The sequence below is a fragment of the Kribbella solani genome, from assembly GCF_014205295.1.
GTDB lineage: Bacteria > Actinomycetota > Actinomycetes > Propionibacteriales > Kribbellaceae > Kribbella > Kribbella solani.
In genome coordinates, this window is the sequence record NZ_JACHNF010000001.1 from 7,571,643 (window position 1) to 7,596,416 (window position 24,774).

General features: G+C 68.6%; 23 protein-coding genes. 7 read left to right on the top strand and 16 right to left on the bottom strand.

The features are described 5' to 3' along the window. The first annotated feature begins 115 nt into the window (after positions 1–115). On the top strand, positions 116–430 hold the full coding sequence (locus HDA44_RS35155) for a hypothetical protein (protein ID WP_184841993.1): 315 nt from the start codon (positions 116–118) through the stop codon (positions 428–430). A 2-nt stretch (positions 431–432) separates the two neighbouring features. Here the strand turns inward: HDA44_RS35155 and HDA44_RS35160 are convergent, their stop codons facing one another. The 3 genes from HDA44_RS35160 to HDA44_RS35170 form a co-directional block, all read right to left on the bottom strand. Continuing rightward, on the bottom strand, positions 433–630 hold the full coding sequence (locus HDA44_RS35160) for a hypothetical protein (protein WP_202887744.1): 198 nt from the start codon (positions 628–630) through the stop codon (positions 433–435). A gap of 204 nt (positions 631–834) precedes the next feature. Next, positions 835–1,602, bottom strand: a complete 768-nt coding sequence (locus HDA44_RS35165) for an ABC transporter permease (protein ID WP_184841996.1) — start codon at positions 1,600–1,602, stop codon at positions 835–837. 10 nt (positions 1,603–1,612) lie between these two features. Then, on the bottom strand, positions 1,613–2,512 hold the full coding sequence (locus HDA44_RS35170; protein WP_184842000.1) for an ATP-binding cassette domain-containing protein: 900 nt from the start codon (positions 2,510–2,512) through the stop codon (positions 1,613–1,615). A gap of 82 nt (positions 2,513–2,594) precedes the next feature. On the opposite strand from HDA44_RS35170, the gene HDA44_RS35175 reads away from it, so the two are divergent. Further along, positions 2,595–3,338, top strand: coding sequence for a TetR/AcrR family transcriptional regulator (locus tag HDA44_RS35175; protein WP_337906782.1), 744 nt, complete (start codon positions 2,595–2,597; stop codon positions 3,336–3,338). Here HDA44_RS35175 and HDA44_RS35180 read toward each other — a convergent pair. The 4 genes from HDA44_RS35180 to HDA44_RS36855 are packed head-to-tail and all read right to left on the bottom strand — an operon-like array spanning position 3,316 to position 7,495. Next, on the bottom strand, positions 3,316–3,954 hold the full coding sequence (locus HDA44_RS35180; RefSeq protein ID WP_184842004.1) for a nucleoside/nucleotide kinase family protein: 639 nt from the start codon (positions 3,952–3,954) through the stop codon (positions 3,316–3,318). The two genes, HDA44_RS35175 and HDA44_RS35180, sit on opposite strands and share 23 nt — an antisense overlap. Position 3,955: 1 nt before the next feature. Continuing rightward, the gene (gene ligD / locus HDA44_RS35185; protein ID WP_184842006.1) at positions 3,956–4,918 is read right to left on the bottom strand and encodes a non-homologous end-joining DNA ligase; all 963 of its coding nucleotides are present in this window, start codon (positions 4,916–4,918) and stop codon (positions 3,956–3,958) included. Between the two features lie 35 nt (positions 4,919–4,953). Further along, positions 4,954–6,099, bottom strand: coding sequence for a branched-chain amino acid aminotransferase (locus HDA44_RS35190; protein WP_420488549.1), 1,146 nt, complete (start codon positions 6,097–6,099; stop codon positions 4,954–4,956). Between the two features lies 1 nt (position 6,100). Beyond that, entirely contained in the window at positions 6,101–7,495 is a 1,395-nt protein-coding gene (locus tag HDA44_RS36855; RefSeq protein WP_202887745.1) for a helix-turn-helix domain-containing protein, read from the bottom strand. Between the two features lie 711 nt (positions 7,496–8,206). Between HDA44_RS36855 and HDA44_RS35200 the strand changes: the two genes are divergently transcribed. Next, complete coding sequence (locus HDA44_RS35200; RefSeq protein ID WP_184842008.1) at positions 8,207–9,868, top strand: FAD-dependent oxidoreductase; 1,662 nt, start codon at positions 8,207–8,209, stop codon at positions 9,866–9,868. After that, positions 9,868–11,334, top strand: coding sequence for an ATP-binding protein (locus HDA44_RS38330; RefSeq protein ID WP_184842011.1), 1,467 nt, complete (start codon positions 9,868–9,870; stop codon positions 11,332–11,334). The genes HDA44_RS35200 and HDA44_RS38330 overlap by 1 nt, the downstream gene beginning before the upstream one ends. 48 nt (positions 11,335–11,382) lie before the next feature. Here the strand turns inward: HDA44_RS38330 and HDA44_RS35210 are convergent, their stop codons facing one another. Beyond that, complete coding sequence (locus HDA44_RS35210; protein ID WP_202887746.1) at positions 11,383–12,291, bottom strand: alpha/beta hydrolase family protein; 909 nt, start codon at positions 12,289–12,291, stop codon at positions 11,383–11,385. 56 nt (positions 12,292–12,347) lie between these two features. On the opposite strand from HDA44_RS35210, the gene HDA44_RS35215 reads away from it, so the two are divergent. Then, positions 12,348–12,878: a helix-turn-helix domain-containing protein gene (locus HDA44_RS35215; protein WP_184842017.1), complete on the top strand. Its 531-nt coding sequence runs from the start codon at positions 12,348–12,350 to the stop codon at positions 12,876–12,878. Between the two features lie 165 nt (positions 12,879–13,043). On the opposite strand, the gene HDA44_RS35220 is transcribed toward HDA44_RS35215, so the two are convergent. Continuing rightward, complete coding sequence (locus HDA44_RS35220; protein ID WP_184842020.1) at positions 13,044–14,156, bottom strand: sugar kinase; 1,113 nt, start codon at positions 14,154–14,156, stop codon at positions 13,044–13,046. Positions 14,157–14,357: 201 nt separating this feature from the next. After that, the gene (locus HDA44_RS35225; protein WP_184842023.1) at positions 14,358–14,978 is read right to left on the bottom strand and encodes a bifunctional 4-hydroxy-2-oxoglutarate aldolase/2-dehydro-3-deoxy-phosphogluconate aldolase; all 621 of its coding nucleotides are present in this window, start codon (positions 14,976–14,978) and stop codon (positions 14,358–14,360) included. 127 nt (positions 14,979–15,105) lie between these two features. On the opposite strand from HDA44_RS35225, the gene HDA44_RS35230 reads away from it, so the two are divergent. Next, the gene (locus HDA44_RS35230) at positions 15,106–16,929 is read left to right on the top strand and encodes a sialidase family protein (protein ID WP_184842027.1); all 1,824 of its coding nucleotides are present in this window, start codon (positions 15,106–15,108) and stop codon (positions 16,927–16,929) included. 2 nt (positions 16,930–16,931) lie between these two features. Here HDA44_RS35230 and HDA44_RS35235 read toward each other — a convergent pair whose 3' ends face one another. From HDA44_RS35235 to HDA44_RS35255, 5 genes are all read right to left on the bottom strand, one after another. Next, on the bottom strand, positions 16,932–17,717 hold the full coding sequence (locus HDA44_RS35235; protein WP_184842031.1) for a hypothetical protein: 786 nt from the start codon (positions 17,715–17,717) through the stop codon (positions 16,932–16,934). 7 nt (positions 17,718–17,724) lie between these two features. Then, on the bottom strand, positions 17,725–18,870 hold the full coding sequence (dgoD, locus tag HDA44_RS35240; protein WP_184842034.1) for a galactonate dehydratase: 1,146 nt from the start codon (positions 18,868–18,870) through the stop codon (positions 17,725–17,727). Then, positions 18,867–19,583 (bottom strand): FadR/GntR family transcriptional regulator, encoded by a 717-nt coding sequence (locus tag HDA44_RS35245; RefSeq protein ID WP_337906784.1) that lies wholly within the window; start codon positions 19,581–19,583, stop codon positions 18,867–18,869. The genes dgoD and HDA44_RS35245 overlap by 4 nt, the downstream gene beginning before the upstream one ends. After that, positions 19,580–20,302 carry an SDR family oxidoreductase gene (locus HDA44_RS35250; RefSeq protein ID WP_184842040.1) on the bottom strand — a complete coding sequence of 241 codons (723 nt, stop codon included), beginning with the start codon at positions 20,300–20,302 and terminating at the stop codon, positions 19,580–19,582. Before HDA44_RS35250 ends, HDA44_RS35245 begins: the two co-directional genes overlap by 4 nt. Before the next feature lie 69 nt (positions 20,303–20,371). Next, positions 20,372–21,958: a beta-N-acetylhexosaminidase gene (locus tag HDA44_RS35255; RefSeq protein WP_184842043.1), complete on the bottom strand. Its 1,587-nt coding sequence runs from the start codon at positions 21,956–21,958 to the stop codon at positions 20,372–20,374. Positions 21,959–22,122: 164 nt separating this feature from the next. Between HDA44_RS35255 and HDA44_RS35260 the strand changes: the two genes are divergently transcribed. Then, positions 22,123–23,871 (top strand): bifunctional metallophosphatase/5'-nucleotidase, encoded by a 1,749-nt coding sequence (locus tag HDA44_RS35260; protein WP_184842046.1) that lies wholly within the window; start codon positions 22,123–22,125, stop codon positions 23,869–23,871. A 52-nt stretch (positions 23,872–23,923) separates the two neighbouring features. Here HDA44_RS35260 and HDA44_RS35265 read toward each other — a convergent pair whose 3' ends face one another. Then, positions 23,924–24,757 (bottom strand): glycoside hydrolase family 16 protein, encoded by an 834-nt coding sequence (locus HDA44_RS35265; protein WP_184842049.1) that lies wholly within the window; start codon positions 24,755–24,757, stop codon positions 23,924–23,926. Between the last annotated feature and the right edge of the window lie 17 nt (positions 24,758–24,774).

Consider the following 24,774-nt stretch of genomic DNA (forward strand, 5'->3'; position numbering starts at 1 on the left):
GCCAATCGATTACCTTACGCGCACAGAAGTCATACCTTGGGCTGACAGGCAGTCAGGGACGGTTGGGGCGAAAACCCCGATGCGCGCCCGGTGGGGCATCGGTAACTTTCGGTTCGTGAAGACGTACGAGTTGAGGATTCAGGGGTTCTCCGGCACCGGCGAGGCGCTGGCGATGCAGGAACCGGTGGCGCGGGTGCTCTGCCCGGTCGAGGCCCACAACGGCCCGTGCGACGTGCCCTGGGGGTTCACGCTCGCCGACGACACCGACGACCTGCTGCTGGGCATCTACGCGACCCCGGAGAAGGCCGCCGAGGTGGCCGACCAGGTCCGCGCCGTCGTCGGCGGCCGCACCGTGTCGCTGGCCGAAGGCGCGCCCGGCCGCTTCGAGGAACTGATCGAGCAGTACCAGATCGAGCACCCCGAGGACTGAGGTCAGGCAGCTTGCGGGACGCGATTCTGGGCGGCCCAGACAGCGCGGCGGAGCTTGGTTTTGTCCGGGTAACCGGCGGCATGGCCGATGGTGTAGACGTCGTGGCTGCGCATGTTGACCATGCCCGCGACGTACCAGACCGGGCTCCCCTCGGCCAGCATGGTGATGATCATGTTCCGGACGTCGGCGCTGATGTTCATTCTGACCCTCTCCCTTGGTCGCTCTCACTGATACGTCGAACCAGGAGCGGCGAAAACGACAGGCCCGGGAAAACAAAGCGCCCCGATCGATGATCGGGGCGCTTGTCCGTGTGGGTCCCGGGGGGATGGGACCACCACACGAGGGGGGACCTTGACGTTAACTCGATGAAGGGGTCACAGCGGGTGGTTTCGGTAGCGATTTCTTCACCGGCTGGTGCGTCTCCGATACAGAGCGGTTGCCAGCAGCACGGAGAACAGGAGTAGACCACAACACCACGCGAGCGCCAGTCGGCCGTTGTTTCCCATCGGCGTGCCGGTCAGCAGACTGCGAACCGCCTCGATCACCGGAGTGATCGGCTGATGCTCACTGATCGGCTGCAGCCACTTCGGCATCGAGTCCGGCGGTACGAACGCACTGCTCAGGTACGGCAGGAACAGCATGAAGAAGCTGAGCGTACTGGCCGACTCGACCGTCTTGGCGATCACACCGAGTCCAGCGGCCAACCAGGACAGTGCCACGACGTAGAGCAGCAGTAGACCGATAGCCGCGAGCCAGTCGATCACTCCACCGCCAGGACGGAACCCCATCGCCAACGACGCGAGGATGACGATCGCAGTGGATGCCGCGTTACGCGCCACACTCGCGACCACATGCCCGGTCAGTACCGCGAAGCTCCGGATCGGCAGTGAACGCAGCCGGTCGATCATCCCCGTATTCATGTCATCGGCAACCACCATCGCGGTCGACGCCGCCCCGTACCCAGTAGTGAGCAGCAGGATGCCCGGTACGACGTAGTTGACGTACTGAGTACCTGTGTTGATCGCGCCGCCGAACACGTACAGCGCCATCATCAGCAGCGGCAACAGGATCGAGGCGAACAACGTGTCGACGTTGCGCCGCGCCAGCCGCACGCTCCGGTCGATCATGGTCGCCACATCCGAGCAGGCGGCGACAACTCCTTGGTGTGACATCAGCAACCTCTCAGGCGGTCAGGGCGAGGAACACGTCGTCCAGCGTGGGCCGGTGGGATGACACCCGCTCCGGCTCCAGTCCGTTGTCGCGTAGCAGGTCGAGTACGTGGTGCAGGTGCGCCGCCGTACCGTCGGAGGGCACGTTCAGTACGAGCTGGTTCGCCACACCGTCCAGTACGCCGGTCGCCTTCTCTACCTGTGCCTCCTCGGCGAACCGCAGTTCGATGCGTTCACCACCGATCTGCGTCTTGAGCGCGTCGGCAGTCCCACTCGCGACGATGCGACCCTGGTTGAGCAGTACTACCCGGTCGGCGAGCCGGTCCGCTTCCTCCAGGTACTGAGTGGTGAGCAGGATGGTCGTACCGTCCCGGACCAGGTCGACGATCGCGTCCCACATGGCCGAACGGCTGGCTGGGTCCAGTCCGGTCGTCGGCTCGTCCAGGAAGATCACCCGCGGCCGGGCGATCAGGCTCATCGCCAGATCGAGCTTCCGGCGCATACCGCCCGAGTAGGTCTTCACCCGCCGGTCCATCGCCGCGGTCAGGCCGAACTGTTCCAGCAACTCGTGCGTACGCAGCTGTGCGCTCCGCCGGCCAAGATGCATCAGCCGGCCGACCATCACCAGGTTCTCCCGGCCGGTCTGGTTCTCGTCGACTGCCGCGTACTGGCCGGTCAGGCTGATCACGCCACGGACCCGGCCCGGTTCACGGAGCACGTCGTACCCGGCGATGGTCGCGGTACCGGCGTCCGGCCGGGTCAGCGTGGTCAGGATGCGCACGACCGTGGTCTTGCCCGCGCCGTTCGGACCGAGTAACGCGAGCACCGACCCCGCCTCGACGCTCAGGTCGACACCGGTCAGGACCTCGGTCGCGCCGTACGACTTCCGTAGCCCGGCTGCCTCGATGATCATCGTCCCCTCCTTACTGCGTATCGAATACGCTAAATAGCGTAGCAGGTACGCAGTAAGGCTTGGCAAGCCCTAGACTGACCGCGTGGACGACAACGAGCTGCCGGCTGACGTGGCGCTGATGTGGCGGGTGCGGGCGGCGCCGCGGCGCGGGCCGAAGCCGGCGCTGACGCTCGACGACATCGTCGCGGCGGCGGTCGCGATCGCGGACGAGGAAGGCGACCTCGGCGCGGTCTCGATGGCACGGGTCGCGGAGCGGCTCGGCAACTCGACGATGGCGCTCTACCGGCACGTGAAGAGCAAGGACGACCTGCTCGTGCTGATGTCGGACGCCGCCGTCGAACGGCCCGATCCGCTGCCGGCGGGGATCGGCTGGCGGACCGGTCTGACCTTCTGGGCGGACGGCGTGATGACCGCGATCCGCAAGCACAAGTGGTACGCGAACGTGCCGATCTCAGGTCCGCCGGCCGGCCCGAACAACCTCGCCTGGTTCGACCTGGCGCTCGGCGCGCTGCAGGGCACCGGCCTGCCGGAGGAGGCGAAGGTCGGCGTCGTGATGGGCCTGATCACCTACGTGCAGGGGCAGATCCGGGTCTCGTTCGACCTGACCGCGGGCTTCGACGACGACCCGGCCGCGTTCGAGCACTACGGCGCGACGCTCGCGCGGGTCGTCGATCCACGCGTGTACCCGGCGGTGGCGAAGGTCCTCGCAGCGGGCGTCTTCGCGGCCGGCGTCGGTTTCGAGGAGAGCAACGACGCCGATTTCGACTTCGGGCTGCAGCTCTATCTGGACGGTGTGGCCGCGTTCATCGAACGGGTAACCGGATGAGCGCGTCCGCGGCCGGGGCGGTCGCCGCGATCAGGTGAGCATTTCGCTCGTCCGATCCGTACGTACGCTCACGTGCTTCCTGGGCTGACCTGCCGAAGTGGCGATGGCGTGCTTCGAGGCGGGCGTGCCGTAGTGCATCGGGCACTTCGACGTACCAGCACTGGTCGAGGAGCGCGCGGACGGCCGACCAGGGCGGCTGATCGAGCAGCAGGTAGTTGCCTTCGGTGATGACCAGCGTGACCTCGGGCGCGACGCCGATGCTCGCGGCGATCGAATCCTCGATACCGCGGTCGAAGCGTGGCGCCCAGAGCTGCTCGTCCGGCCGCTCCTTCAACCGGCGCAGCAGCGCCACGAAGCCGAAACCGTCGAACGTGTGCGGCGCGCCCTTCACGTCCGCGAGACCCAGCTCGTCCAGGACCGATTGGGCGAGGTGAAAGCCGTCCATCGGTACCAGCGCGACCTGGTGCCCGTCGGCGGTCAGCTTCGCGGCGAGCTGCTCGGCGTACGTCGACTTGCCGGCCGCTGGTGCTCCGGTGATGCCGAGAAGTTGTCGCCTGCCGCACGTCGCGAGCCCGGCCGCGCGCTCGTACGCGTCGGCCGAGTCGAGTGTTCGCACGTCAGTCCTCGGGTGGCGCCTCGGCGCCTTCGCGTTCGTCGCGCTCGGCCCACTCCATCAGGGTGGCGAGCGAGTACACGTCGTCGTCGATCGAGGCGTGCAGGTCGCCCAGCTCGGCGTACCGTTGCGGCACCGTGCGGATGGTGAAGTCCTTCGGGTTCACGTCGTCGACCTCGTCCCAGTGGATCGGCGTCGAGACCGTACCGTCCGCGTTGCCACGGACCGAGTACGCGGACGCGATCGTGTGGTCGCGGGCGTTCTGGTTGTAGTCCACGAACAGCTTCTTCGGGTCGCGGTCCTTGCGCCACCACGTCGTCGTCACGTCCTCCGGCGCGCGCCGCTCGACCTCCCGGGCGAACGCCAGCGCGGCACGGCGTACGTCGGAGAACCCGTACTCCGGCCGCACCCGGACGTACACGTGGATGCCGCTGCCGCCGGAAGTCTTCGGGTAGCCGACCGCGCCGAGCTCGTCGAGCACCTCGTGGACGACGCCCGCGACCCGGCGGACCCGGTCGAACGGACAGTCCGGCATCGGGTCGAGGTCGATCCGCCACTCGTCTGGCTTCTCGGTGTCGGCGCGGCGCGAGTTCCACGGATGGAACTCCACGGTCGACATCTGCACCGCCCAGGCGACGTGCGCGATCTCGGTGACGCACAGCTCGTCGGCGGTCCGGTTGTACCGCGGGAACTTCACCTGGACGGTCTCCATCCACGGCGGTGCTCCGTGCGGCAGCCGCTTCTGATGCACCTTCTCCCCGGCGACCCCGTCCGGGAAGCGGTGCAGCATGCACGGCCGCTCCCGGAGCGCGTTCACTATCCCGTCGCTGACGGACAGGTAGTACTTGACCAGGTCGAGTTTGGTCTCGCCGTGCGCCGGAAAGTACACCCGGTCCGGGTTCGAGACCCGCACCGTACGCCCACCGACCTCCAGCTCAACCGCGGGGCTCTTCGCCTTCCCTGCCATGCCCACAACCTAACCGCCCCCGGGGACAACCGGCACTAGGCGAGTCTGGTCAGCCAGCCACGCGTGTCGGGGGTGCGGCCGTACTGGAGGTCCAGGAGCGCGGAGCGGATCTTCGCGGTCACCGGGCCGACGCCGTAGTCGACCGTGTGATCGCCGATGGTGAGATCGCCCTCCGGCCAGGCGACCCGGCCGATCGGAGTGATCACGGCGGCCGTTCCGGAGGCGAACACCTCGGTGATCTCGCCGGAGCGGACACCGTCCTTCCACTCGTCCGCGGAGATCCGGCGCTCCTCGACCGGATGGCCCAGGTCCGCGGCCAGCTCCAGGACGGACGCCCGGGTGACCCCTTCGAGGATCGATCCGGACAGCTCAGGCGTCGCGATCCGGCCATCCGCGTACACGAAGAACATGTTCATGCTGCCGATCTCCTCGAGCCACTTGTGCTCGACCGCATCGACGAACGCGACCTGCTCACAGCCGTTCGCCACCGCCTCGGCCAGGCCGGCCAGGCTGGAGGCGTAGTTGCCACCGCACTTCGCCGCGCCGGTGCCGCCGGGCGTCGCGCGGATCGAGGAGGTGGTCAACCAGATGGAGACCGGCTTCGGACCGGTGTTGAAGTACGGGCCGGCCGGGGACGCGATGACGCCGAACAGCACCTCATGTGACGGCCGTACGCTCAGGACCGCCTCGGTGGCGATCATGTACGGCCGGAGGTACAGGCTGGTCTCGCCGTCATCGGCAGACGGCACCCACGACTCGTCAACGGTCACCAGCGCACGCAGCGCCGCGACGAACTGCTCCTCCGGCACGTGCGGCAACGCCAGCCGCTCAGCGCTCGCCGTGAACCGCGCTGCGTTCCGATCCGGCCGGAAGGCCCACACCGACCCGTCCGCGTGCCGGTACGCCTTGAGGCCCTCGAAGATCTCCTGCGAGTAATGGAACACAGCAGCCGCCGGGCTGAGCGACAACGGCGCGTACGCCGTCACCTTCGCATCACGCCACCCGTGCTCGACCGACCAGTTGGCAATCACCATGTGATCCGTAAACGACTGCCCGAACACCGGCTCCGCCAACACCGCCGCCCGAGCCTCCGCACTGGCCGGATCACTCCGCAACTCAACCGCAAAGTCCCAAGCACCTGCCACTACCGCGCCCCGCTGTTCACCTGTCACTCCCCGCACGCTACCCCGCCCCCACCCCACCCCTCGACCCCGCGCCCATACTCCGGCCACTCCGGCACGTCAGCCGCGCCAGCAAGCGCCGCAGCTCCGTCAGTTCGCGCCTAGCAGGCTCCTTCTTCTCCACAGCCTGAAGAACCCTGCGCGCGGCATCCGCCACCCACAGGCTGTGCCACTCATCAGGCAGCTCGACCAGCACCCGCAAGGCCAGCGCCAGCCCAGCAGGCACCTCATCAGCCGCCACCAAACACTCAGCCAGCCCCAACTCAAGCCCCGCCCGCTCACCGTGCCAGCCCTCAGCACAGAGCTCCCTGGCTCGCGCCAGCAGGACACACCCCGCGATGCCGTACCCGAGCCGCGCACTGACCAGCCCCTCGACCCAATGCAGTTGGTACGGCAAGGGACCAAGCAACCGCGCGCCGCCCTGCCGGGCCGCCTCACGACCCACAACATCAGCTCTCCGGCCACACGTGTCGCCGACCACAAGCGTGTCGCTGACCAGCAGTTTGTCGCCGGCACCAACCAGCTCCCGCAACGCCTGACCCGCGTCCTCACTCACTCCGAGCTCAGCCAGCACCAGCGCACGAGCCGCCAATGGCAGGAACCCCGCCGCGTCCGGCGCCCGCCGATCCATCGCGACCGTCTCATCCGCCAACCGCAGCAACCCAGCCAAAGACTGCCGTTCACCCAGCCCACTGATCACCGCCCGCGCCCGTACCAGCGCGGCCAACCCCACTGCACCGGCACTGCCCACTCCACCGGAACCGCCCGCACTGTTTGTTGCAACGGCACTGTCCGCAGCCGCCTGTGCGGCCCACCACCAGCGTCGTGCGGTCGCGCACTCGCCAAGCCCAGCGAGGGTCTCGGCGATCAGTACACTCAGCTCAACTGCCTGTGGGTCTCCGTTGTCGCAGGCCTGCAGAACACTGACCAGCTCCGGCAGCAGTACAGCGGGCGGTACGGAACGGATGTCGCCGAGCACGTCACCCGGACCACCGTGCGCGCCAACCGCCACGACCAGCCCACGCCACGCCGATTCCAGCGAATCACCACCGCCCGGCCGATCCACCCACCGCGGTGCCGCGGATCTTTGCTCGAAGCCGGTGATCAGTCTGCCGCCGGCACCGAGCTCCTGGTCGCAGCGTCGGGCCAGGTCGGCCGAGCCTGGACGCTGCCCGCGCTCCACCTGTGACAGATAGCTGTGGTCGTACCCGGCGCGTGCTGCCAGTTGCCGCAAGCTCAGCCCGGCCGCCTGCCGGTACTGCCGCAACCGTTCCCCGAATCCCACCGCCTGGGTGGCAGCGGCCGTACGTGCGTCAGGGGCCTGGTTGGTGGGTGGGCCGATGAGTTGGCCGGTCTGGTTGGTGTTGGTCGGTGTGGTGGCCAGTGTCTTCGTCACAGGATCACCCGTTCGTGCTTGGAGCTCATGTGGTGCGTGTTGCCGAAGCTACAAGGGCGCACCGACAGAAACCTCGTAAAAGAAGGGGTGTGGGCTGTGGGCTGTTCTTGCAGCCCACAGCAAACACCTGTTCGTCGCGGCACCTCTGGGCCAGTCTGAAGGGGTGAACACACTGCAGCGACAGGCTCGACTCTTCCGTCTGGTGCGGCACACCACACCTACTGCGATCCTTGCCGAGGGAGTGGAGTGGTCCGATGGCGCGACCACTGTTCGCTGGCGTGGACGCTGGCCCGGGACGTCCACCTGGGACGCAGGTGTCCCTGCCCTGCTGGCCGCCCACGGCACCAACGGCCGTACACAAGTCCACTGGTTCACACCCATGACGCCCGGCGTGTCCGTCGGGCCGGAACCCACGGACACCGTTGCTCCACCCCTACCGGGCGCGGCGGGCCGGGTTGGGCACGCGAACCCCGTTTGGCTGCCGGCGCCGGCCCCCGACGGGCGTTGCGCGCGGTGTGGCCGGGAGTGGCCCTGCTTCACCTGCGGTCCTTGACGGCGCGAAGCCACCCAGAGGTACCCGCAGCAGTACGGAACAACGTGTGAAAGTCGATCGCGTCGTTCAGCGCGAACAAGATCGTCACGATCAGCTGAAGCGGTACGCCTGTGGATAACGGATGACCGTTTGTGGGCTGCCGCTGGTATGAAGGAGGCATGACAGCGGCAGCTACTCGTGCGGTGATTCTTACCGTGGATGACGACCCGGGGGTTTCCCGGTCGATTGCTCGGGACCTCCGGCGGCGGTATGGCGAGCAGAACCGGATCGTCCGGGCGGAGAGCCCGGGGCAGGCGCTGGACGCGCTGAAGGAGCTGAAGCTGCGGGGGGAGCCGGTGGCGCTGCTGCTGGCGGACTACCGGATGCCGCAGATGTCGGGGATCGAGTTCCTCGAAGCGGCGATGGACCTGTTCCCGCTGGCGCGCCGCGTGCTGCTGACGGCGTACGCCGACACGGATGCGGCGATCCAGGCGATCAACGTCGTCGATCTGGACCACTACCTGCTGAAACCGTGGAATCCGCCGGAGGAGAAGCTGTACCCGGTGGTCGACGCGATGCTCGACCTGTGGCGGACGACGCCGGAGCCGTCCGGTGACGAAACGCGCGTGATCGGTCACCGTTGGTCGGCGCCGTCGTTCGCGGCCCGCGACTTCCTGGCCCGGAACGCGGTGCCGTACCGCTGGCTGAACGTCGACGACGAGGAGGCCAAACGGCTGCTCGACGCCGCGGAGGTGGACGGATCGGCGCTCCCGGTCGTCATCACGCCCGACGCGAGTGTGATGGTCGCGCCGTCCGAGGCGGAGCTGGCGGAGAAGGTCGGCCTGACCACCGCGCCGACGCAGGACTTCTACGACCTGGTTGTGGTCGGTGGCGGCCCGGCCGGGCTCGGTGCGGCGGTGTACGGCGCCAGCGAGGGCCTGCGGACCGTGCTGGTCGAGCAACTGGCGACCGGCGGCCAAGCCGGCCAGTCCAGCCGGATCGAGAACTACCTCGGCTTTCCGGACGGGGTGTCCGGCGCGCAGCTGACAGACCGGGCGCGGCGGCAGGCGGTGCGCTTCGGGGCCGAGCTGCTGACCACCCGGCAGGTGGTGGGGCTGGAGACGCTCGGGAACGCGCGGCGCCTGCGGTTCGCGGACGGCAGCGAGATCTCGGCGCACTCGGTGATCCTGGCGACGGGCGTGGCGTACCGGACGCTGCAGGCGCCTGGGGTGGACGATCTGTGCGGCCGGGGCATCTACTACGGCTCGGCGACCACCGAAGGGCCGGCCTGCGCGGGCGCCGAGGTGTACATCATCGGTGGAGCGAACTCTGCCGGTCAGGCGGCGGTGTACTTCTCCAGGCATGCGAAACGCGTGCATATGCTGGTCAGAGGACCATCACTGACCGCGACGATGTCGTCGTACCTGATCGACCAGATCGACGCGATCGACAACATCGACGTACACACCTGTACACAGGTCGTTTCCTGTGTGGGCTCGGAGCACCTGGAACATCTCACCCTGCTGAACAGCGAGACCGGGGAGAAGCGCGAGGTGGACACGGAGTGGATGTTCGTGTTCATCGGCGCGGCGCCGCGGACGGACTGGTTGCCCGGTGACCTGCTCCGCGACGAGCGTGGCTTCGTGCTCACCGGCCCGGACCTGCACGGCAGACCGCCGGGCTGGGTGCTGGAGCGGGAGCCGTACCACCTGGAGACGAGCATGCCGGGCGTGTTCGCGGCCGGCGACGTGCGGGCCGAGTCGGTGAAGCGGGTCGCCTCGGCGGTCGGCGACGGAGCGATGGCCGTGACACTGGTGCACCGATACCTGGAGATGCTCTGATGACCGAGAACACCGTTGAGCCGCGGCGGCTGAGCCCGGACGAGCTGCGCACGCTGTTCCTGTTCGAGAGCCTCACCGACGAGCAGCTCGGCTGGCTGTCCGAGGCCGGGTACGTCGAGGAGGTACGCGACGGCGTCGTCTTCAACGAAGGCGACGAGGCGACCTGCTGCTACGTGCTGCTGTCCGGCGAGATCCGGCTGTGCAAGCTGTCCCACGGTGAGCTGGTCGAGATCAACCGCACCGGCCAGCGCGGCGTGTACTCGGGCGCGTTCAACGCGTTCTTCGGCGCCAACGACCACAAGTCGTACACGGCGACCATGCAGGTGACGCGGCCGTCGGAGTTCTTCGTGATCAGCGCCGACACGATGGCGACGATGATGAACACCTGGTTCCCGATGGCGGTGCACCTGATCGAGGGCTTCGTGATGGGGATGCGGCGGACCAACGAGACGCTGGGGGAGCGCGAGCGGCTGCTGGCGCTCGGCTCGCTGTCCGCCGGTCTGACCCACGAGCTGAACAACCCGGCCGCGGCGGCAGTCCGGGCCGCGGCGACGCTGCGGCAGCGGGTCTCCGGGATGCGGTCGAAGCTGGCGATGCTCGCGGACGGCACGCTGGACGCGACCAAGCTGCACCAGATCGTCGCGCTGCAGGACGATGCGGTCGAGCGGCTGGAGAAGAACAAGGACAAGGACATCCCACCGATGGAGCTGTCCGACCGCGAGGACACGCTCATCGACTGGCTCGAAGATCACGATGTCCAGGCGAGCTGGGACGTCGCGCCGGTGCTGGCGTCGGCCGGGCTGGACGTGGAGTGGATGGAGGAGGTGCTGACGGCGGTCGGGCCGAAGTACCTTGAGGGCGCGGTGCGCTGGTTGATGTACACGATCGACACCGAGTCGCTGATGAACGAGATCGACGACTCGGTCACCCGGATCTCCACCCTCGTTGGTGCCGCCAAGCAGTACTCGCAGATCGACCGGGCGCCGTACCAGACCGTCGATCTGCGCGAGTTGCTCAAGTCGACGCTGGTGATGATGTCGGGCAAGCTTCAGGGATACCAGCTGGTCAAGGAGTTCGATCCCGACGTGCCGGCGATTCCGGCGTACGCGGCGGAGCTCAACCAGGTCTGGACGAACATCATCGACAACGCGGTCAGCGCGATGGGCGGCGCCGGGACGCTGACGATCCGGACCCGGCGGGACGGCGCGTACGCGGTGGTCGAGATCGGTGACACCGGGCCGGGGATTCCGGAAGAGATCCGGCGACGGATCTTCGAACCGTTCTTCACCACCAAGCCGATCGGCGAGGGCACCGGGCTGGGGCTGGACATCTCCTGGCGGATCGTGGTGAAGAAGCACCACGGTGACCTGCGAGTGGAGTCCGAGCCGGGGCGTACGGTGTTCAAGATCGTGCTTCCGCTCGACCCCGAACGGGAACTGGAATCCGATCCGGCGCTGCTCGACTGACCACCACGACGAGCTCGATCCGGCTGCGCTGGTTTCCCGTGTGATTGCTTAGGGCAACCAGTTGAGGATGGTGGTGATCACCTCCGGGTCGACGTGGCCTTCGGCCTGGTAGTCGGCCGGCGTGGACGGGCCGGTGCCGGGGAAGAACAGGTGGTTGTCGGCGTCCAGTACGGTGACGGTCGCGTTCGGTACGCCCGTACGCCAGGCAGGTAGGTCGTCGGCGACGGTGACCTGGTAGTCGCGTCCGCCTTGCAGGACGAGGATCGGTACGTCGAGCTTGGCGGCGGTGGCGACCGGGTCGTATGTGCGGAGGTCGAGCCAGAAGGACGCGGGCAGGCCGAACGGGAGATCGGTCGTCTCGGGTGACAGGTCCGGGCTGTCGACGGCGGCTGCTTGGCGTTCGAAGAGTTCGATGGTTCCCGGCGGGACGGCTTCCGGGCTGGTCTCGGCGAGGTAGCGCATCACGCGGACGGCGGCGTGGTGCATCGGCTGAGTGTCGCCGGCCATGATCACCACGCCGGCAACGAGCGGTTCCTCGGCGGCGATCTTCGGAGCGATCTTCCCGCCCATACTGTGGCCGATCAGTACGATCCGGTCGGCGTACTCGGCGAGGGTGCGGACTGCCGCGGTGCCGTGCGGGACGTATTCCGCGGTCATCGTGTAGCCGGGTTCGAGCATCGCTTCGGGGCGGTTCGCGGTTGGCTTGTCGTACCGGAGGACCGCGATGCCCTGCGTGGCGAGGCCCCAGGCGAGGTCCTTCAGCGGTTTGTTCGGGCCGCTGGTTCCGTCGCGATCGAAGGGGCCGGCGCCGGGGAGCAGTACGACACCGGTCCGGGAGCCGGGATGGGTCGGGAGGGTGAGCGTGCCGGGGACGGTACGGGCGGCCGCGTCCAGGGTGAGGTCGCGCTCGGTGAAGGTGGCCGGGTCGGCGTACGCCGGGGGAGTCCAAGGAGACATCAGCATTACCTTTCTCGTTCTTTGCGAAAGGTAGCACGATGTGAGATTGTCTGCCTATGGGTCCGTTGGAACTGCTGGGGCATCCGGTGCGGTTGCGGATCGTGCATGCGCTGCGCGGCGGGCGTGAGCTGACCACCGGCGAGCTCGGAGAACGGATCACGGACGTTTCGAAGGCAACGCTGTACCGGCACGTCGAGCTGCTCGCCGAAGGCGGAATCCTCGAGGTCGCGGCCGAGCAGCGGGTTCGCGGCGCGGTCGAGCGGCGCTTCCGGTTGCAGGCCGAGCGCGCGTCGATCACGCCGGAGCAGTTGGCGGAGCTCACCGTGGAGGATCACCGGCGGGGGTTCGCGGTCGCGATGGCGGCGCTCGTGGCCGAGTTCAACGCGTACGCCGATGGCGAAGGCGCCGATCCGGTCGCCGACCTGGTCGGCTACCGCCAGCACGGCATCTGGCTCACCGAACCCGAGCTCCACCAACTGATCGCCGCCCTCCGCGCCGCGATCCTCCCGGTCCTCACGAACGAGGCCACCCCCGACCGCGCCCGGTACCTCCTCAGCCCCATCCTCTTCCCAACCGCCGACAACTGACGGGCCGGCGCCGCTCCCGCTTGAGCTTCTCCACTCTTGTTGTGGGTTCTCCACTCGTATACCGGTGGAGAACCCACAACACGGGTGGATATCCACGCGTGTTGCGGGCGGCGGAAGGGGAACCGAGGTGTTTGGGGGACCGCTACCTGTTCTTCGGGTCGCTGGTTAGCGGAGGGCGGTGCCTTGGGTGTGGGTGAGGAGGGAGAGGTCCTGACGGGTGGGGAGGGATTCCCAGTCGCCGAAGGCGGTGACGCAGAAGGCGCCGGAGGTGGTGGCGCGGTGCAGGCGGGCTTCGGGGGCGAGGTCGTCGAGGGTGGCGGAGAGGTAACCGGAGACGAAGGCGTCACCGGCGCCGATGCTGTCGACCACCGTGACGGAGAGCGCGGGCTGGTGGATCGTGTGTACGCCGGATGACGCGCCAACGGGATCGGGGTGTACGCCGGATGCTGCGGCGATGGCGTCGGGGTGTACGCCGGATGCTGCGCCGGTGGGGTCGGTGCGCTTGTCGGCCGGGACGGTGGGATCGGTGGGCTGGTGGGTCGGGGATGCGGCGGGGGCGGTGTGTGGCTGCGCGGGGGAGGGGGTGCGGGTGTGGAGCCAGGCGCCTTTGTGGCCGGCGGTTACTACTAGCTGGGTGGCGTGTTCGAGGAGGGGTGGGACGGGGTTGGGGGCATCGGTGAGGAGGTCGAGTTCGTCGTCGGAGGCGAAGATCGTGTGCACGTACGGGAGGAGTTCGCGGATGGTCGCGGCGGCTTCGGGGCGGGACCAGAGGCGGGCGCGGTAGTTCACGTCGAGGGAGACCTGGGTGCCGGCGGCGGAGGCGGCGCGTACGGCGGCGAGGGTGGCGGCGCGTGTTGCCGGCGAGAGGGCGGGGGTGATGCCGGTGACGTGCAGGAGGGTCGGTTTCGTCGCCTGGATCGCGGCGGTGGCTTCTTCCGGGGTGAGGGTGGAGGCGGCCGAACCGCGGCGGTGGTAGCTGACCCGGGTGATGTCGTGCGACGGCTGGTCGAAGGCGATGAAACCGGTGAAGGAGTCGTCGGCGAAGCGGATCTGGCTGGTGTCGACGTTCTCGGCGCGGAGGGTGCGCTGGATCAGGCGGCCGGGTTCGTCGTTGCCCAGGGCACCTAACCAGGTGGTGTGGTGGCCGAGCCGGGCGACGCCGATCGCGACGTTGCTTTCGGAGCCGGCGATGGACAGATGCGCGTCCCCGCCGAGCCGCATCGGCCGAGCGGTCCGCACCGAGACCATCGTCTCGCCAAGAGTCAGCAGGTCAGTCATCAACAGGCTCCGAAGTAGGGAAAGACAGCTGGGCTGTCGCGCGGTGGGACGAGCGGGGGGCGGGGGAGTGCGGTCGGGGTGTGGAGGGGGTGGGGGAGTGTGGTCGGGGTGCGGAGGTGGTGGGGCGGGGGGAGTGCGGTTGGCGTGCGGAGGTGGTGGGGGCGGGGGACGAACAGTGCGGAAGGTTGGGCTTGGGGTGGGTTAGAGGTTCAGGGCGGTGCGGAAGAGGGTGGCTCGGATTGACAGTTCGGAGAGGGGGCCGCCGGCGGCGGCGTCGCCGAGCAGGGGGGAGCCGACGCCTACCGCCAGGGCGCCGGCGGTGAGGTACGCGGGGGCGGACTGGGCGTCGACGCCGCCGACGGCGATCAACGGGACGTCGGGCAGCGGTGCGCGGAGTTCGCGCAGGTAGCCGGGGCCGTGGACCTTGGCGGGGAAGATCTTGACCGCGGTGGCGCCGAGGTCGACGGCGGCGACTACCTCGGTGGGGGTGAGGGCGCCGCAGAGCAGCGGCAGACCGAGCTCTACCGAGCGGTGCGCGCCGCGGGTGATCGCCGGGGTGACCGCGAAGCTGGCCCGGGCGGCCGCGACCTGGTCGGCCTGCGCCGCGGTGACCACGGTGCCGGCGCCGATCAGGATGCTCGGGTCGTACTGGTCGCGCGCCGCGGCGATCGCCTCGACCGCGCCGGGCGTGGTGAGGGAGATCTCCAGGGTGTTGACGCCGGCCTCGACCAGCGTCTGAACGCAGGCCAGGGCGGTTTCGGCCCCGTCGGCGCGAATGATCGCGAGCAGTTTCCGGCTGCGGAGTTCGGCAAGCAGGTCCATGATCTCCAACTTATGTGATCGGATAAGACATAGGACGTCCCATGAGCTCTGGCGTGGACGCCTGATCTGTGGCTGAATTACACAGTGAACAACCGCCCCGTTGTTTACTTAGTGGAGGCATCCGCTCATGCCCAGGCTCAAGATCCTGGCCGCGCTGGCTCTGACCGCGGCCACCCTCACCCTGCCGACGCCCACCCAAGCAACCTCCCGAGCAACCACCCAGGCAACCGTCCAAGCCGTCACCCAGACCGTGCTGTTCAACAAGGGGGACGCGGGCTTCGGCTGTTACCGCATTCCCGCGATCGTGCGTACGAAGTCCGGCGCGCTGCTCGCGTTCGCCGAGGCCCGCCGGGCCTGGTGCGCCGACTCCCAGGAGATCGACCTCGTCCTCCGCCGTTCCGACGACGACGGCCGGACCTGGTCGGCCACCCAAACCGTGCTTTCCGGCACCGACACCGACCCGGACGCGGTCGCCACCCGCGGCAACCCGACTCCGATCGTCGATTACGAGACCGGCCGGATCGTGCTCCTGTCCACGATGGATCCGGGTACGACGAGCCGCCCGCGAACCCCGTACGTCCAGGTCAGTGACGACGACGGCAGGACCTGGAGCAAGGCGAAGAACATCGGTTCGCAGATCGACGACCCGGTCTGGGGCTGGTATGCGACCGGCCCTGTCCACGGCATCCAACTCACTCGTGGCGCGCACGCCGGCCGGCTGGTCGCGGGCACCAACTACGACAACGGCGCCCAGAAGAACGCCGGCCAGTTCGTATACAGCGATGACCACGGCGTGACCTGGCACAAGGGCGCGACCGACCTCCGCGCGGACGCGACGCCGCAGGAGATCAGCGTGGTCGAGAAGGTCGACGGCGGGGTGTACGCCGGTGCGCGCAACAACGCCGGCACTTCGGGCGCGAGCCGGATGGGCGCGGTCAGCAATGACGGCGGCGAGACGTTCGCGGCTCCGTTCGCGACGATCGACGGCCTGACAACGCCGGTGGTCCAGGGCTCGCTGCAACGCCTTCGCGCGGTCGACCAGGGCGACAAGTACAACCGCATCCTGTTCGCCGCACCGGCCGACCCGGACCGGCGGCGGTACATGACGATCCGGTCCAGCTTCGACGAAGGCAGGACCTGGCAGTCGGTCGACGAAGGTACGCGGATCACCAGCGACTGGTCCGGGTACTCCGATCTGGCGATCCTCGACACCGGCGAGATCGGCCTGCTGTACGAGGGCGGAACGGTGGACGCCCGTGACCAGATCCGGTTCGCGCGGTTCGCCGAAAGCGACATCGGCTTCCCGGATGCGCCGCGGACGGCAACCACGCCGGACGTCTCCGGACAGGGCAACCACAGCTACCTGCGCGGTGCTCCGACGGCGGTGGCCGGGAAGTTCGGGCAGGCGCGGGACTTCGATGGCGTGGATGACGCGCTCCAGCTCCCGTACGCCGAGTCGCTGGCGGTCGGTGCGGGCGATTTCACCGCGATGGCCTGGATCAAGTACGGCGCGAGTACGGCGAACCAGGCGATCTTCTGGGGGTACGGGATCAACGAGTTCTCCCAGTTCTGGCTGCGCGCCGAACCGGCGGACGGCCGGATTCGCGGTCTGATCACCACCGGCGGAAATACTGCCTCGGTGCAGACGGCGCAGGCGTACAACGACACCACCTGGCACCACGTCGCCCTGCAACGTAAGGCCGGCACGCTCTCGATCTGGGTCGACGGCGCTCAGTCGGCGAGTGTGGCCGCGCCGAGTGGATCGGTCAGTCCGGGACGCCCATTCAAGATGTACGTCGGCCAGCGCCTGGATGGCGTGCATCATTTCGACGGATCGATGGATGAGGTACGGCTGTACAAGCGGGCGCTGTCCGCTGACGAACTCAACAGCATTCGCACCACCAACAGCACCTCGGTGCCGAACGCCGTACTCGACTTGCCCCTCGGGTGACATCAGACTGGCCTGGCGGTCAGCGTGAGCCGCCAGGTCAGTTCGCCGCTCGCGGGCACCACCGCCGCGTCGGACGGGCCTGCGGTGGCGAGGTCGAACACCCGGCCGAGCATCGGCTCGACGCCGAGGCTCCGGTACGGCGCGTCGGCGGGGAAGCCACCAAGGTTCCGCCAGAGCGCGGTGGAGACTGGTTGTCCTGGGCAACTCAACGTCATGGTGAGTTCGGCGGCGCGGTCGCGAACGGACACCGTTGGGCAGTCCACCAGTACCGCGCCGGCCGCGCTGCCGTCGCTCGGGCCGTAGGTGTTCAGGTCGAGCGGGGTCGGCCAGGCCGCGGTCACCCATGGCGCGTCGCCGGGCCAACTCCACGGCAGCCACGGCGCTGCCTCGGGGTAGATCCGGCATTCCGTTGCCGGAGGCGCGGAGATGGTTGCTCCTGGCATACAGTCCAAGAGTGCGTGCGCCGCCCAGACGAAACGGTAGCCGGGTGGGGCCTGCAGATGGTAGTCGACGGCAACGGTATCGGCCCCGAAGGTGAAGACCCGGGTCAGCACCGCGTCCCCGTACACGACGTAGCCGTCCCACGGCTGGTTCCACAGGCCGCCGTGGTCGGGCGTACCGCGGACGGTCGGGAAGCATTCGTCGACACCGCCCGCGTCGATGAAGGTGGCGAGACCGGCCCGCGACCCGGAGATCAGGCCGGGCCCGGCCCACAGCCATTCGCGACCGGCAAGCTGTAGGGACGTCCAACGACCGCCGTCGCCGGCATCAACCGCGACAACGGTCACCAGGACCTCACCACTCCGCGAACGAGCCGTCAGCGTGCGTCCACACCGGGTTGCGCCAGGCGTGACCGGTGCGGTCCGCGGCGCGTACGGCCGTCTCGTCGACCGTGATGCCCAGCCCGGGACGCGGATTCCAGACCGCATGACCGTCGACCCAGGTGAACGGACCAGGATCGACAACGTACGAGGTCAGGTCGCTGTTCACGTTGTAGTGAATGCCCCGGCTCTGCTCCTGGATCAGCAGGTTCGGGGTCGCGAACGACACTTGCAACGATGCCGCCAGCGAGATCGGACCGAGTGGGCAGTGCGGTGCAAGTAGCGCGCCGTGAGCGTCCGCGAGTACGGCGATCCGCCGCAGCTCCGAAATCCCGCCGGCGTGCGAGACATCGGGTTGTACGACCGCGACGCCGGCGTTCAACGGGGCAAGGAATTCCGAACGGTGAAAGAGCCGTTCGCCGAGCGCGACCGGAACGGACGAGGTGGCAACGACCTCGGCCAGATGCGCCAGCTGCTCCGGCAGCACGGGTTCCTCGACGAACAGCGGGTGCAAGTCCTCGACCGCATGCAGAATCCGTCGCGCCGCGGCCACGCCGACGCGTCCGTGCAGGTCGATCGCGACATCGCGATCATCGCCGAGCACCGCCCGGGCGGCGGCGAGCCGGGACACGATGTCGTTGATCTCGGCAACGGATGGCGAGGGCCGGACCTTCCCGCTGGCGTTCATCTTCACGGCCGTCATCCCGGCCTCCACCTGCGCGGCGACGGCCTCACTGATCGCGGACGGTTCGTCGCCACCGACCCACGCGTACACGCGGACGCGATCGCGGACCCGGCCGCCGAGGAGCGCGGCGACCGGCGCGCCGTACACCTGGCCGGCGAGGTCCCACAGGGCCTGGTCGAGACCGGCGACCGCGCTGCTCAGCACCGGGCCGCCGCGGTAGAAGCCGCCTTTCGTCAACACCTGCCAGTGCCGCTCGATCTGCAACGGGTCCTGGCCGATCAGGTACTCCGCGAGTACGTCGACGGCGGCGCGGACGACCTCGGCGCGGCCTTCGACCACCGGTTCGCCCCAGCCGACCACGCCGTCGCTTGTCTCGACCCGGCAGAACAGCCAGCGCGGCGGAACCAGGAACGTCTCGATCCGCTCGATCTTCACCGCTGCCTCCGCTTCGAGCTGCGTACTTCGGTCAGGTCGTCGGCCGATCTCGCCAGCAGCTCCCGCATCGCGAGCTCGGCTCCGTCCGGATCGTGCGCGCGGATCGCGTCGACCACGCGGCGGTGGCTCGGCACCGGATCGGCCGCCGGTTTCGCCTTGTGGACAAGGCGATCGCGGTCCGCGAGTCCCGATTCCATGATCACTTCCAGTTTGGTCAGCAGCTCGTTTCCAGTTGCCGCGAGCAACGTTCGGTGGAACGCCAGGTCCGCGGCGGCCGCGGCGTGATGGTCGCGCGCCGAGTCCATCGCCGCGAGGGCCTCGTCCAGCGCGGCCAGGTGCGTCGCCTCGCCACGCAGCGCGGCCAGTCGCGCCGCGGCGGGTTCCACGATGCCGCGTACCTCATGCAGGTCCTCGAGCAGGCCGGGACGGGTATCGGCGTCGGTGACGCGCCAGCGGATCACGTCCGGGTCGAGCAGATTCCAGTCCGCGCGCGGCCGGACGTACGTGCCGCGCTTCTGCCGCGCATCGACCAGACCCTTGGCGGTCAGTACTTTCAGCGCCTCGCGGACCGCGGTCAGGCTGACGCCGAGCTCGGACTGCAGCTCGGCGATGTTGATCGTCGCACCTTCCGGCACCTGCCCGGACAGAATCCGGCGCGCCAGTTCCTCCACGATCTGCCCGTGCAGGCCGCGCGCCACCACCCGATTCGTCACGCGGAGTCCTTCATCGCGGACCATCCGCCGTCGACGACCAGGCTGGCGGCGGTCACGTACGACGCTTCCGCCGACAGCAGGAACGTCACCGCCCTGGCGACCTCGTCCGGTTCGCCGAGCCGGCCGATCGCGGTCGCCTGCGCGCTGCGCTTCAGGTCCTCCGGCCCGTACCGGTCCCAGGCGGCGGTCAGGATCGGGCCGGGCAGAACGGAGTTCACCCGGATCTGCCCGCCGTACTCGACCCCGAGCTGGCGGGCGAGCGCGACCAAAGCACCCTTGCTTGCCGCGTACGCCGCGTGGCCGGGGATGCCCGCCAACGCGTGCACCGACGAGATGAGTACGACCGAGCCGTCGCCGGCCGCGAGATCGTCGTGCAAGGTACGGAACCCGAGGAACGCGGCCGACAGGTTCACATCGAGCTGCCGCTGCCAGGACGCCGGCGTCATCTCATGCGCCGGCCGAACGTCGGAGATGTACGCATTGCTGACGAGCCCGTTGATCCGCCCGAGCTCATCGCGCCCGCGGGACAGTACTTCCGCCCAGGTGTCCGGCGCCGAGACGTCGCCGACGACAGCGATCGTCTGCCCCGGCACCTCCGGACACGGATGAACGTCGACCTGCACCACCCGCGCACCCTCGGCGACTGCCTGGGCGACGCAAGCCGCCCCGATCCCCGACGCGGCCCCGGTCACCACGATCACCCGCTCACCCAGCCGCACCAGCGCCTCCTGTACTCATAATTTAGGAATTAATATGCCAGCCCTTCAACCACCACCGCAAGCTGCCGATCACTGCCAGGGGATCTCGGTTGAGTGGTGCCAGGTCCAGGTGCGGTGGCGCCAGGTGGGGGATTGCTGGGCCAGGCGCGTGGCGTACGCCGGCCAGTCGGTTGGGGTGTGGTGGGACCAGGCCTTTTCGGCGGCGCCGGGGAGGCGGGGGAGGAGCATCAGCTCCAGGTCCTCTGAGCTGAGGATGGTTTCGCACCAGATCGCCGCCTCGACGCCGACGAGTTGGTCGGTCGAGGTGACACCTGGTGTGTTCTCGACCGGGTCCCAGGAGATGCCGTCGCGAAGGGTGGCGGGTCCGTAGAACTCCAGGCCCAGTCGCTTGCGGGCTTCCTCCTGCGCCGGGTCGGACGACGGGTCGCCGTGCGGGCGGTCGAAGTACACCCACGTGGTCGGCGAGGCGATCAGGCGCGTACCGGCCGCGAGTGCTTTCGGCGCGTCCAACTTCGCCTTCTGGAAGTGCTCCAGCAGCATCGGCAGCACGTTCTCCGGAAGGCGTGGCGCGTTGCCGGTGTCCATCGCGTCGACGTCGATGCTGATCCAGTACTGCGCCACGTCGTCCGGGCCGGTCGCGCCGCGGGCGATCTCCTGCCAGCCGACAACCTTCTTCCCACGGGCGCGGACGAGCGCGGCGGCTCGCTCGACAAAGGCCGCGTGATCCTCGTCGGGCATCCCCCAGGTCTCGTCGCCGCCGATGTGTACGTACGCGCTCTGCGGGAACTGCGGGATGACAGCATCCAGTACGTCCTCGACGAACGCCCAGGTCTCGGCGCGATCCGGTTGGAGCGCGTTCAGCGGGACGGAGTTTCCGTCGCCGAAGTCGATGCTGCGCAGCTCGGTCGGCGCCAGTTCCGGGTACGCGGCGAACACGGCCGTGGTGTGGCCGGGCATGTCGATCTCGGGTACGACGGTCACGTACCGCTCGGCCGCGTACTGTACGAGCTCGGCCAGCTCCGCCTGGCTGTAGTACCCACCGGGGCGATCGCCGAGCGCGCCGCGGGCGCCGACCTCGGTCAAAGCGGGACGGGACGGTACTTCGACGCGCCAGCCCTGGTCGTCGGTCAGGTGCAAGTGGAGGACGTTCAGCTTGTACAGGGCGAGCATGTCGATGACCCGGCGTACCTCGTCAGGTCCGTGGAACGTCCGGACCACGTCGAACGACAGCCCGCGCCACGCGAAGCGCGGTCCGTCGGCGATGCGGGTCGCGGGTAGTACCGCGCTGCCGTCCTGCAGGTGCGCGGAGATGAGTTGGCGCAGCGAGGTCAGGCCGCGGTGGACCGCTTCGGGGGTCGGGCCCCAGACGCGGATGCCTTCGCCGGTGATCTCCAGGCCGTGCCGCTCGTCCACGGATTCGCCGTCGGCGCGCAGCCCGGCGACCGGGTCAACCTCGTCGACCGGCTCGATCGCGAGGGTGATGCCCGCGGTGCCGGTGAGTTCCAGCCCGGTGTCCAGTGCCACGTCCTGGATGAAGCGGGTCGCGGGTCCGGCGAGTTCGGGAGTGGTGACGGTGATGCCGGTCGTGGCGGTCAGGGTGTACGTGCCGTCGGCGGCTGTGGTCTGCGCGGGCGCGGGGATCACGGGAAGGCTCATCCGACGAGTTTGCGGCAAGACCACGAGGCGGGACAGGCCTCGGAGCAGGCTCGGCAGATTCTTTCCGGGTTAACCGACTCGCCGTTCGATGGTGACATGACGGCCATCATGGTGCAGTCTCCTTCTGTCGGATCATGCTTGTTTCTATCGCCAAGGAGACAATTATGCGCAGAACCGCCGCCGTGCTGTCGGCTGCGCTGATCGCCGGCCTCGTGCCTGCGGCAGCGCACGCCGCGCCCCCACCGGTTCCCGTGCAACTGGTGTCCATCACCGACTTCCACGGTTACCTGCGGCCGCCGACGCCCGCCGACGGCGGCACCATCGCCGGCCCGGACGGCGCCACCCAGGTCGTCGGCGGTGCCGCGTACCTGGCCACGCACCTGAACGAGATCCGCGCCGGCAAGAAGAACTCGATCTTCTTCACCGACGGCGACAACTTCTCCGGCTGGCCGTTCGAGGTGGACGTGCACGCCGACGAACCGACGATCGAGGTACTGAACGCGCTCGGCGTCGAGTTCTCCAGCGTCGGCAACCACGAGCTGGACGTGTCGAGGAGCTTCCTGGTCGACCACATGGAGAAGGGCAAGTGCTTCGGCAAGGTCGGGGTGGACAGCTGCTTCACCGACTCGACCGGCCGGCGGTTCCACGGTGCCGACTTCGACTTCCAGTCGGCGAACATCGTCGACGCCAAGGGCAAGACCATCGTCGCGCCGTACACGATCCGGATGGTGAAGGACCGCGGCCGGACGTACCCGATCGGCTTCATCGGCCTGACCGTTCCGGACACACCGGTCGGCTCCACGTCGTACCAGCCGGATCTGAAGGCGCTGGACCAGGTCGAGTCCGCGAACCGGGCGGCCGCCGAGCTGACCAAGCGCGGTGTGAAGGCGATCGTGCTGAACATGCACGACGGCGGTACGGACGCGTCGGCGACGTACGACAACTGCGTGAACCCGACCGGACCGGCGTTCGACGTGGCGCGGCAGGTGACGCCCGACATCGACGCGATCGTCACCGGGCACTGGCATGCCGCGTTCAACTGCAGCATCCCCGACCCGGCCGGGAACCCGCGCCCGGTCGTCGAGGCGGCGAACCACGGGCGGCTGATCAGCGAGATCAACCTGCAGCTCGACCCGCGCAGCGGTGAGGTGCTGCGGGACAAGACCACGTCGGTGAACCACGCGGTCACCCGTGACGTCACGCCGGACCCGAAGATCCAGAAGATCGTCGACTACTGGGCCGCGGCGGGCGACCGGAAGTACGCCGAGCCGGTCGCGACGATCACCGGAGACTTCACGCGTACGCCGAACGCTGTCGGTGAGAGCACGATGGCCGACCTCGGGGCGGACGTGCACCTCTGGACCGCTCGGCAGAACGGGCCGGCTGACCTCGGGGTGATCGCCGCCAAGCCGGCCACCGGGTCGACGGCGGTCCGTGGCGACCTGCTGGTTGCCGCGAGCAACAAGCCGGGCGACGCCAACGGCCGGGTGCTGCTGGGCGAGTCGTGGGACGCGTACGGGTACGGCAACCCGGTGCTGACGGTCAGCCTGACCGGCGCGCAGCTGGATGCGGTCCTCGAACAGCAGTGGCAGCCGCAGGCGAACGGCACGGTGAAGTTCGCGCCGCTCGCGCTGTCGTCCAACGTCAAGTACGCGTTCGACGCGAGCCGTCCGGTCGGTGACCGGATCGATCCGGCCGATGTGAAGCTCGACGGCGTCGCGCTGGACCCGGTGAAGACGTACCGGGTCGCGGCGCTCGCCTACACGGTGATCGGCGCTGACGGGTACTCGGCGTTCAAGGCGTACACGAACCCGGTCCGCAACAACACGGACCACGAAACGTTCGCCTCGTACCTCCGTACCCACAAGACGCTGACCCCGGCGCCGCTGGACCGGGTGACGCAGAAGGGCTAGCCGCCAAATCCGGCAGGTCGACAGGAGCAGTCGACCTGCCGGATTTCGGCTACTACGTGGTGACGCGGACGTAGTCGACGGTCATGGTTTGGGGCAGTTGGGTGGTGCCGTCCGGGTAGCCGGGCCAGTAGCCGCCGACTGCCAGGTTCAGGATCATGAAGAACGGGTGGTTGAAGACCCAGGTGTTGCCGTTCAGATCCGCGGGCGTACGGCGCTGGTACTGCACGCCGTCCACGTACCAGGTGATCGAGTCCGGCGCCCAGTCCACCGCGAAGGTGTGGAAATCGTCCGCGAAGGACCAGCCGTTCGGATGGTTGTACGCGGCACCGATCCCGCCCGCGCCCGAATAGCCGGGCCCGTGAATGGTGCCGTGGACGGTGGCCGGCTCCCGGCCGATGTTCTCCATGATGTCGATCTCGCCGTCGTTCGGCCAGTTGCCGCCGCCGAGCATCCAGAAGGCCGGCCAGATCCCTTGCCCGCGCGGAATCTTGATCCGCGCCTCGAACCGGCCGTATGTGTGGGTGAAGGTCTGTGCGGTCAGCAGCCGCGCCGACGTGTACTGGCACGGGCCGTAGTGGCACTGATAGCCACCGTTCTCCTGGCGCGCGGTGATGACCAGATTGCCGTTGCCGTCGAGCGCCGAGTTGCGGGTGCTGTTGGTGTAGTACTCCATCTCGTTGTTGCCCCAGCCGTTGCCGCCGATGTCGTACCGCCACTTGGCGGGATCGGGGGCCTGACCGGCCGGGCCGTCGAAGTTGTCCTCCCAGACCGTCGCGGTCTGGGCCGCGGCAGCCTGCTGATGGCCGGTCGCGGCCGGCTGGAGGAGGGCGGTGCCGACTGCGACGGCACCGATCGCGACGAATGCGAGCACGCGGGAACGCTGCATGACTACCTCATTTCCGG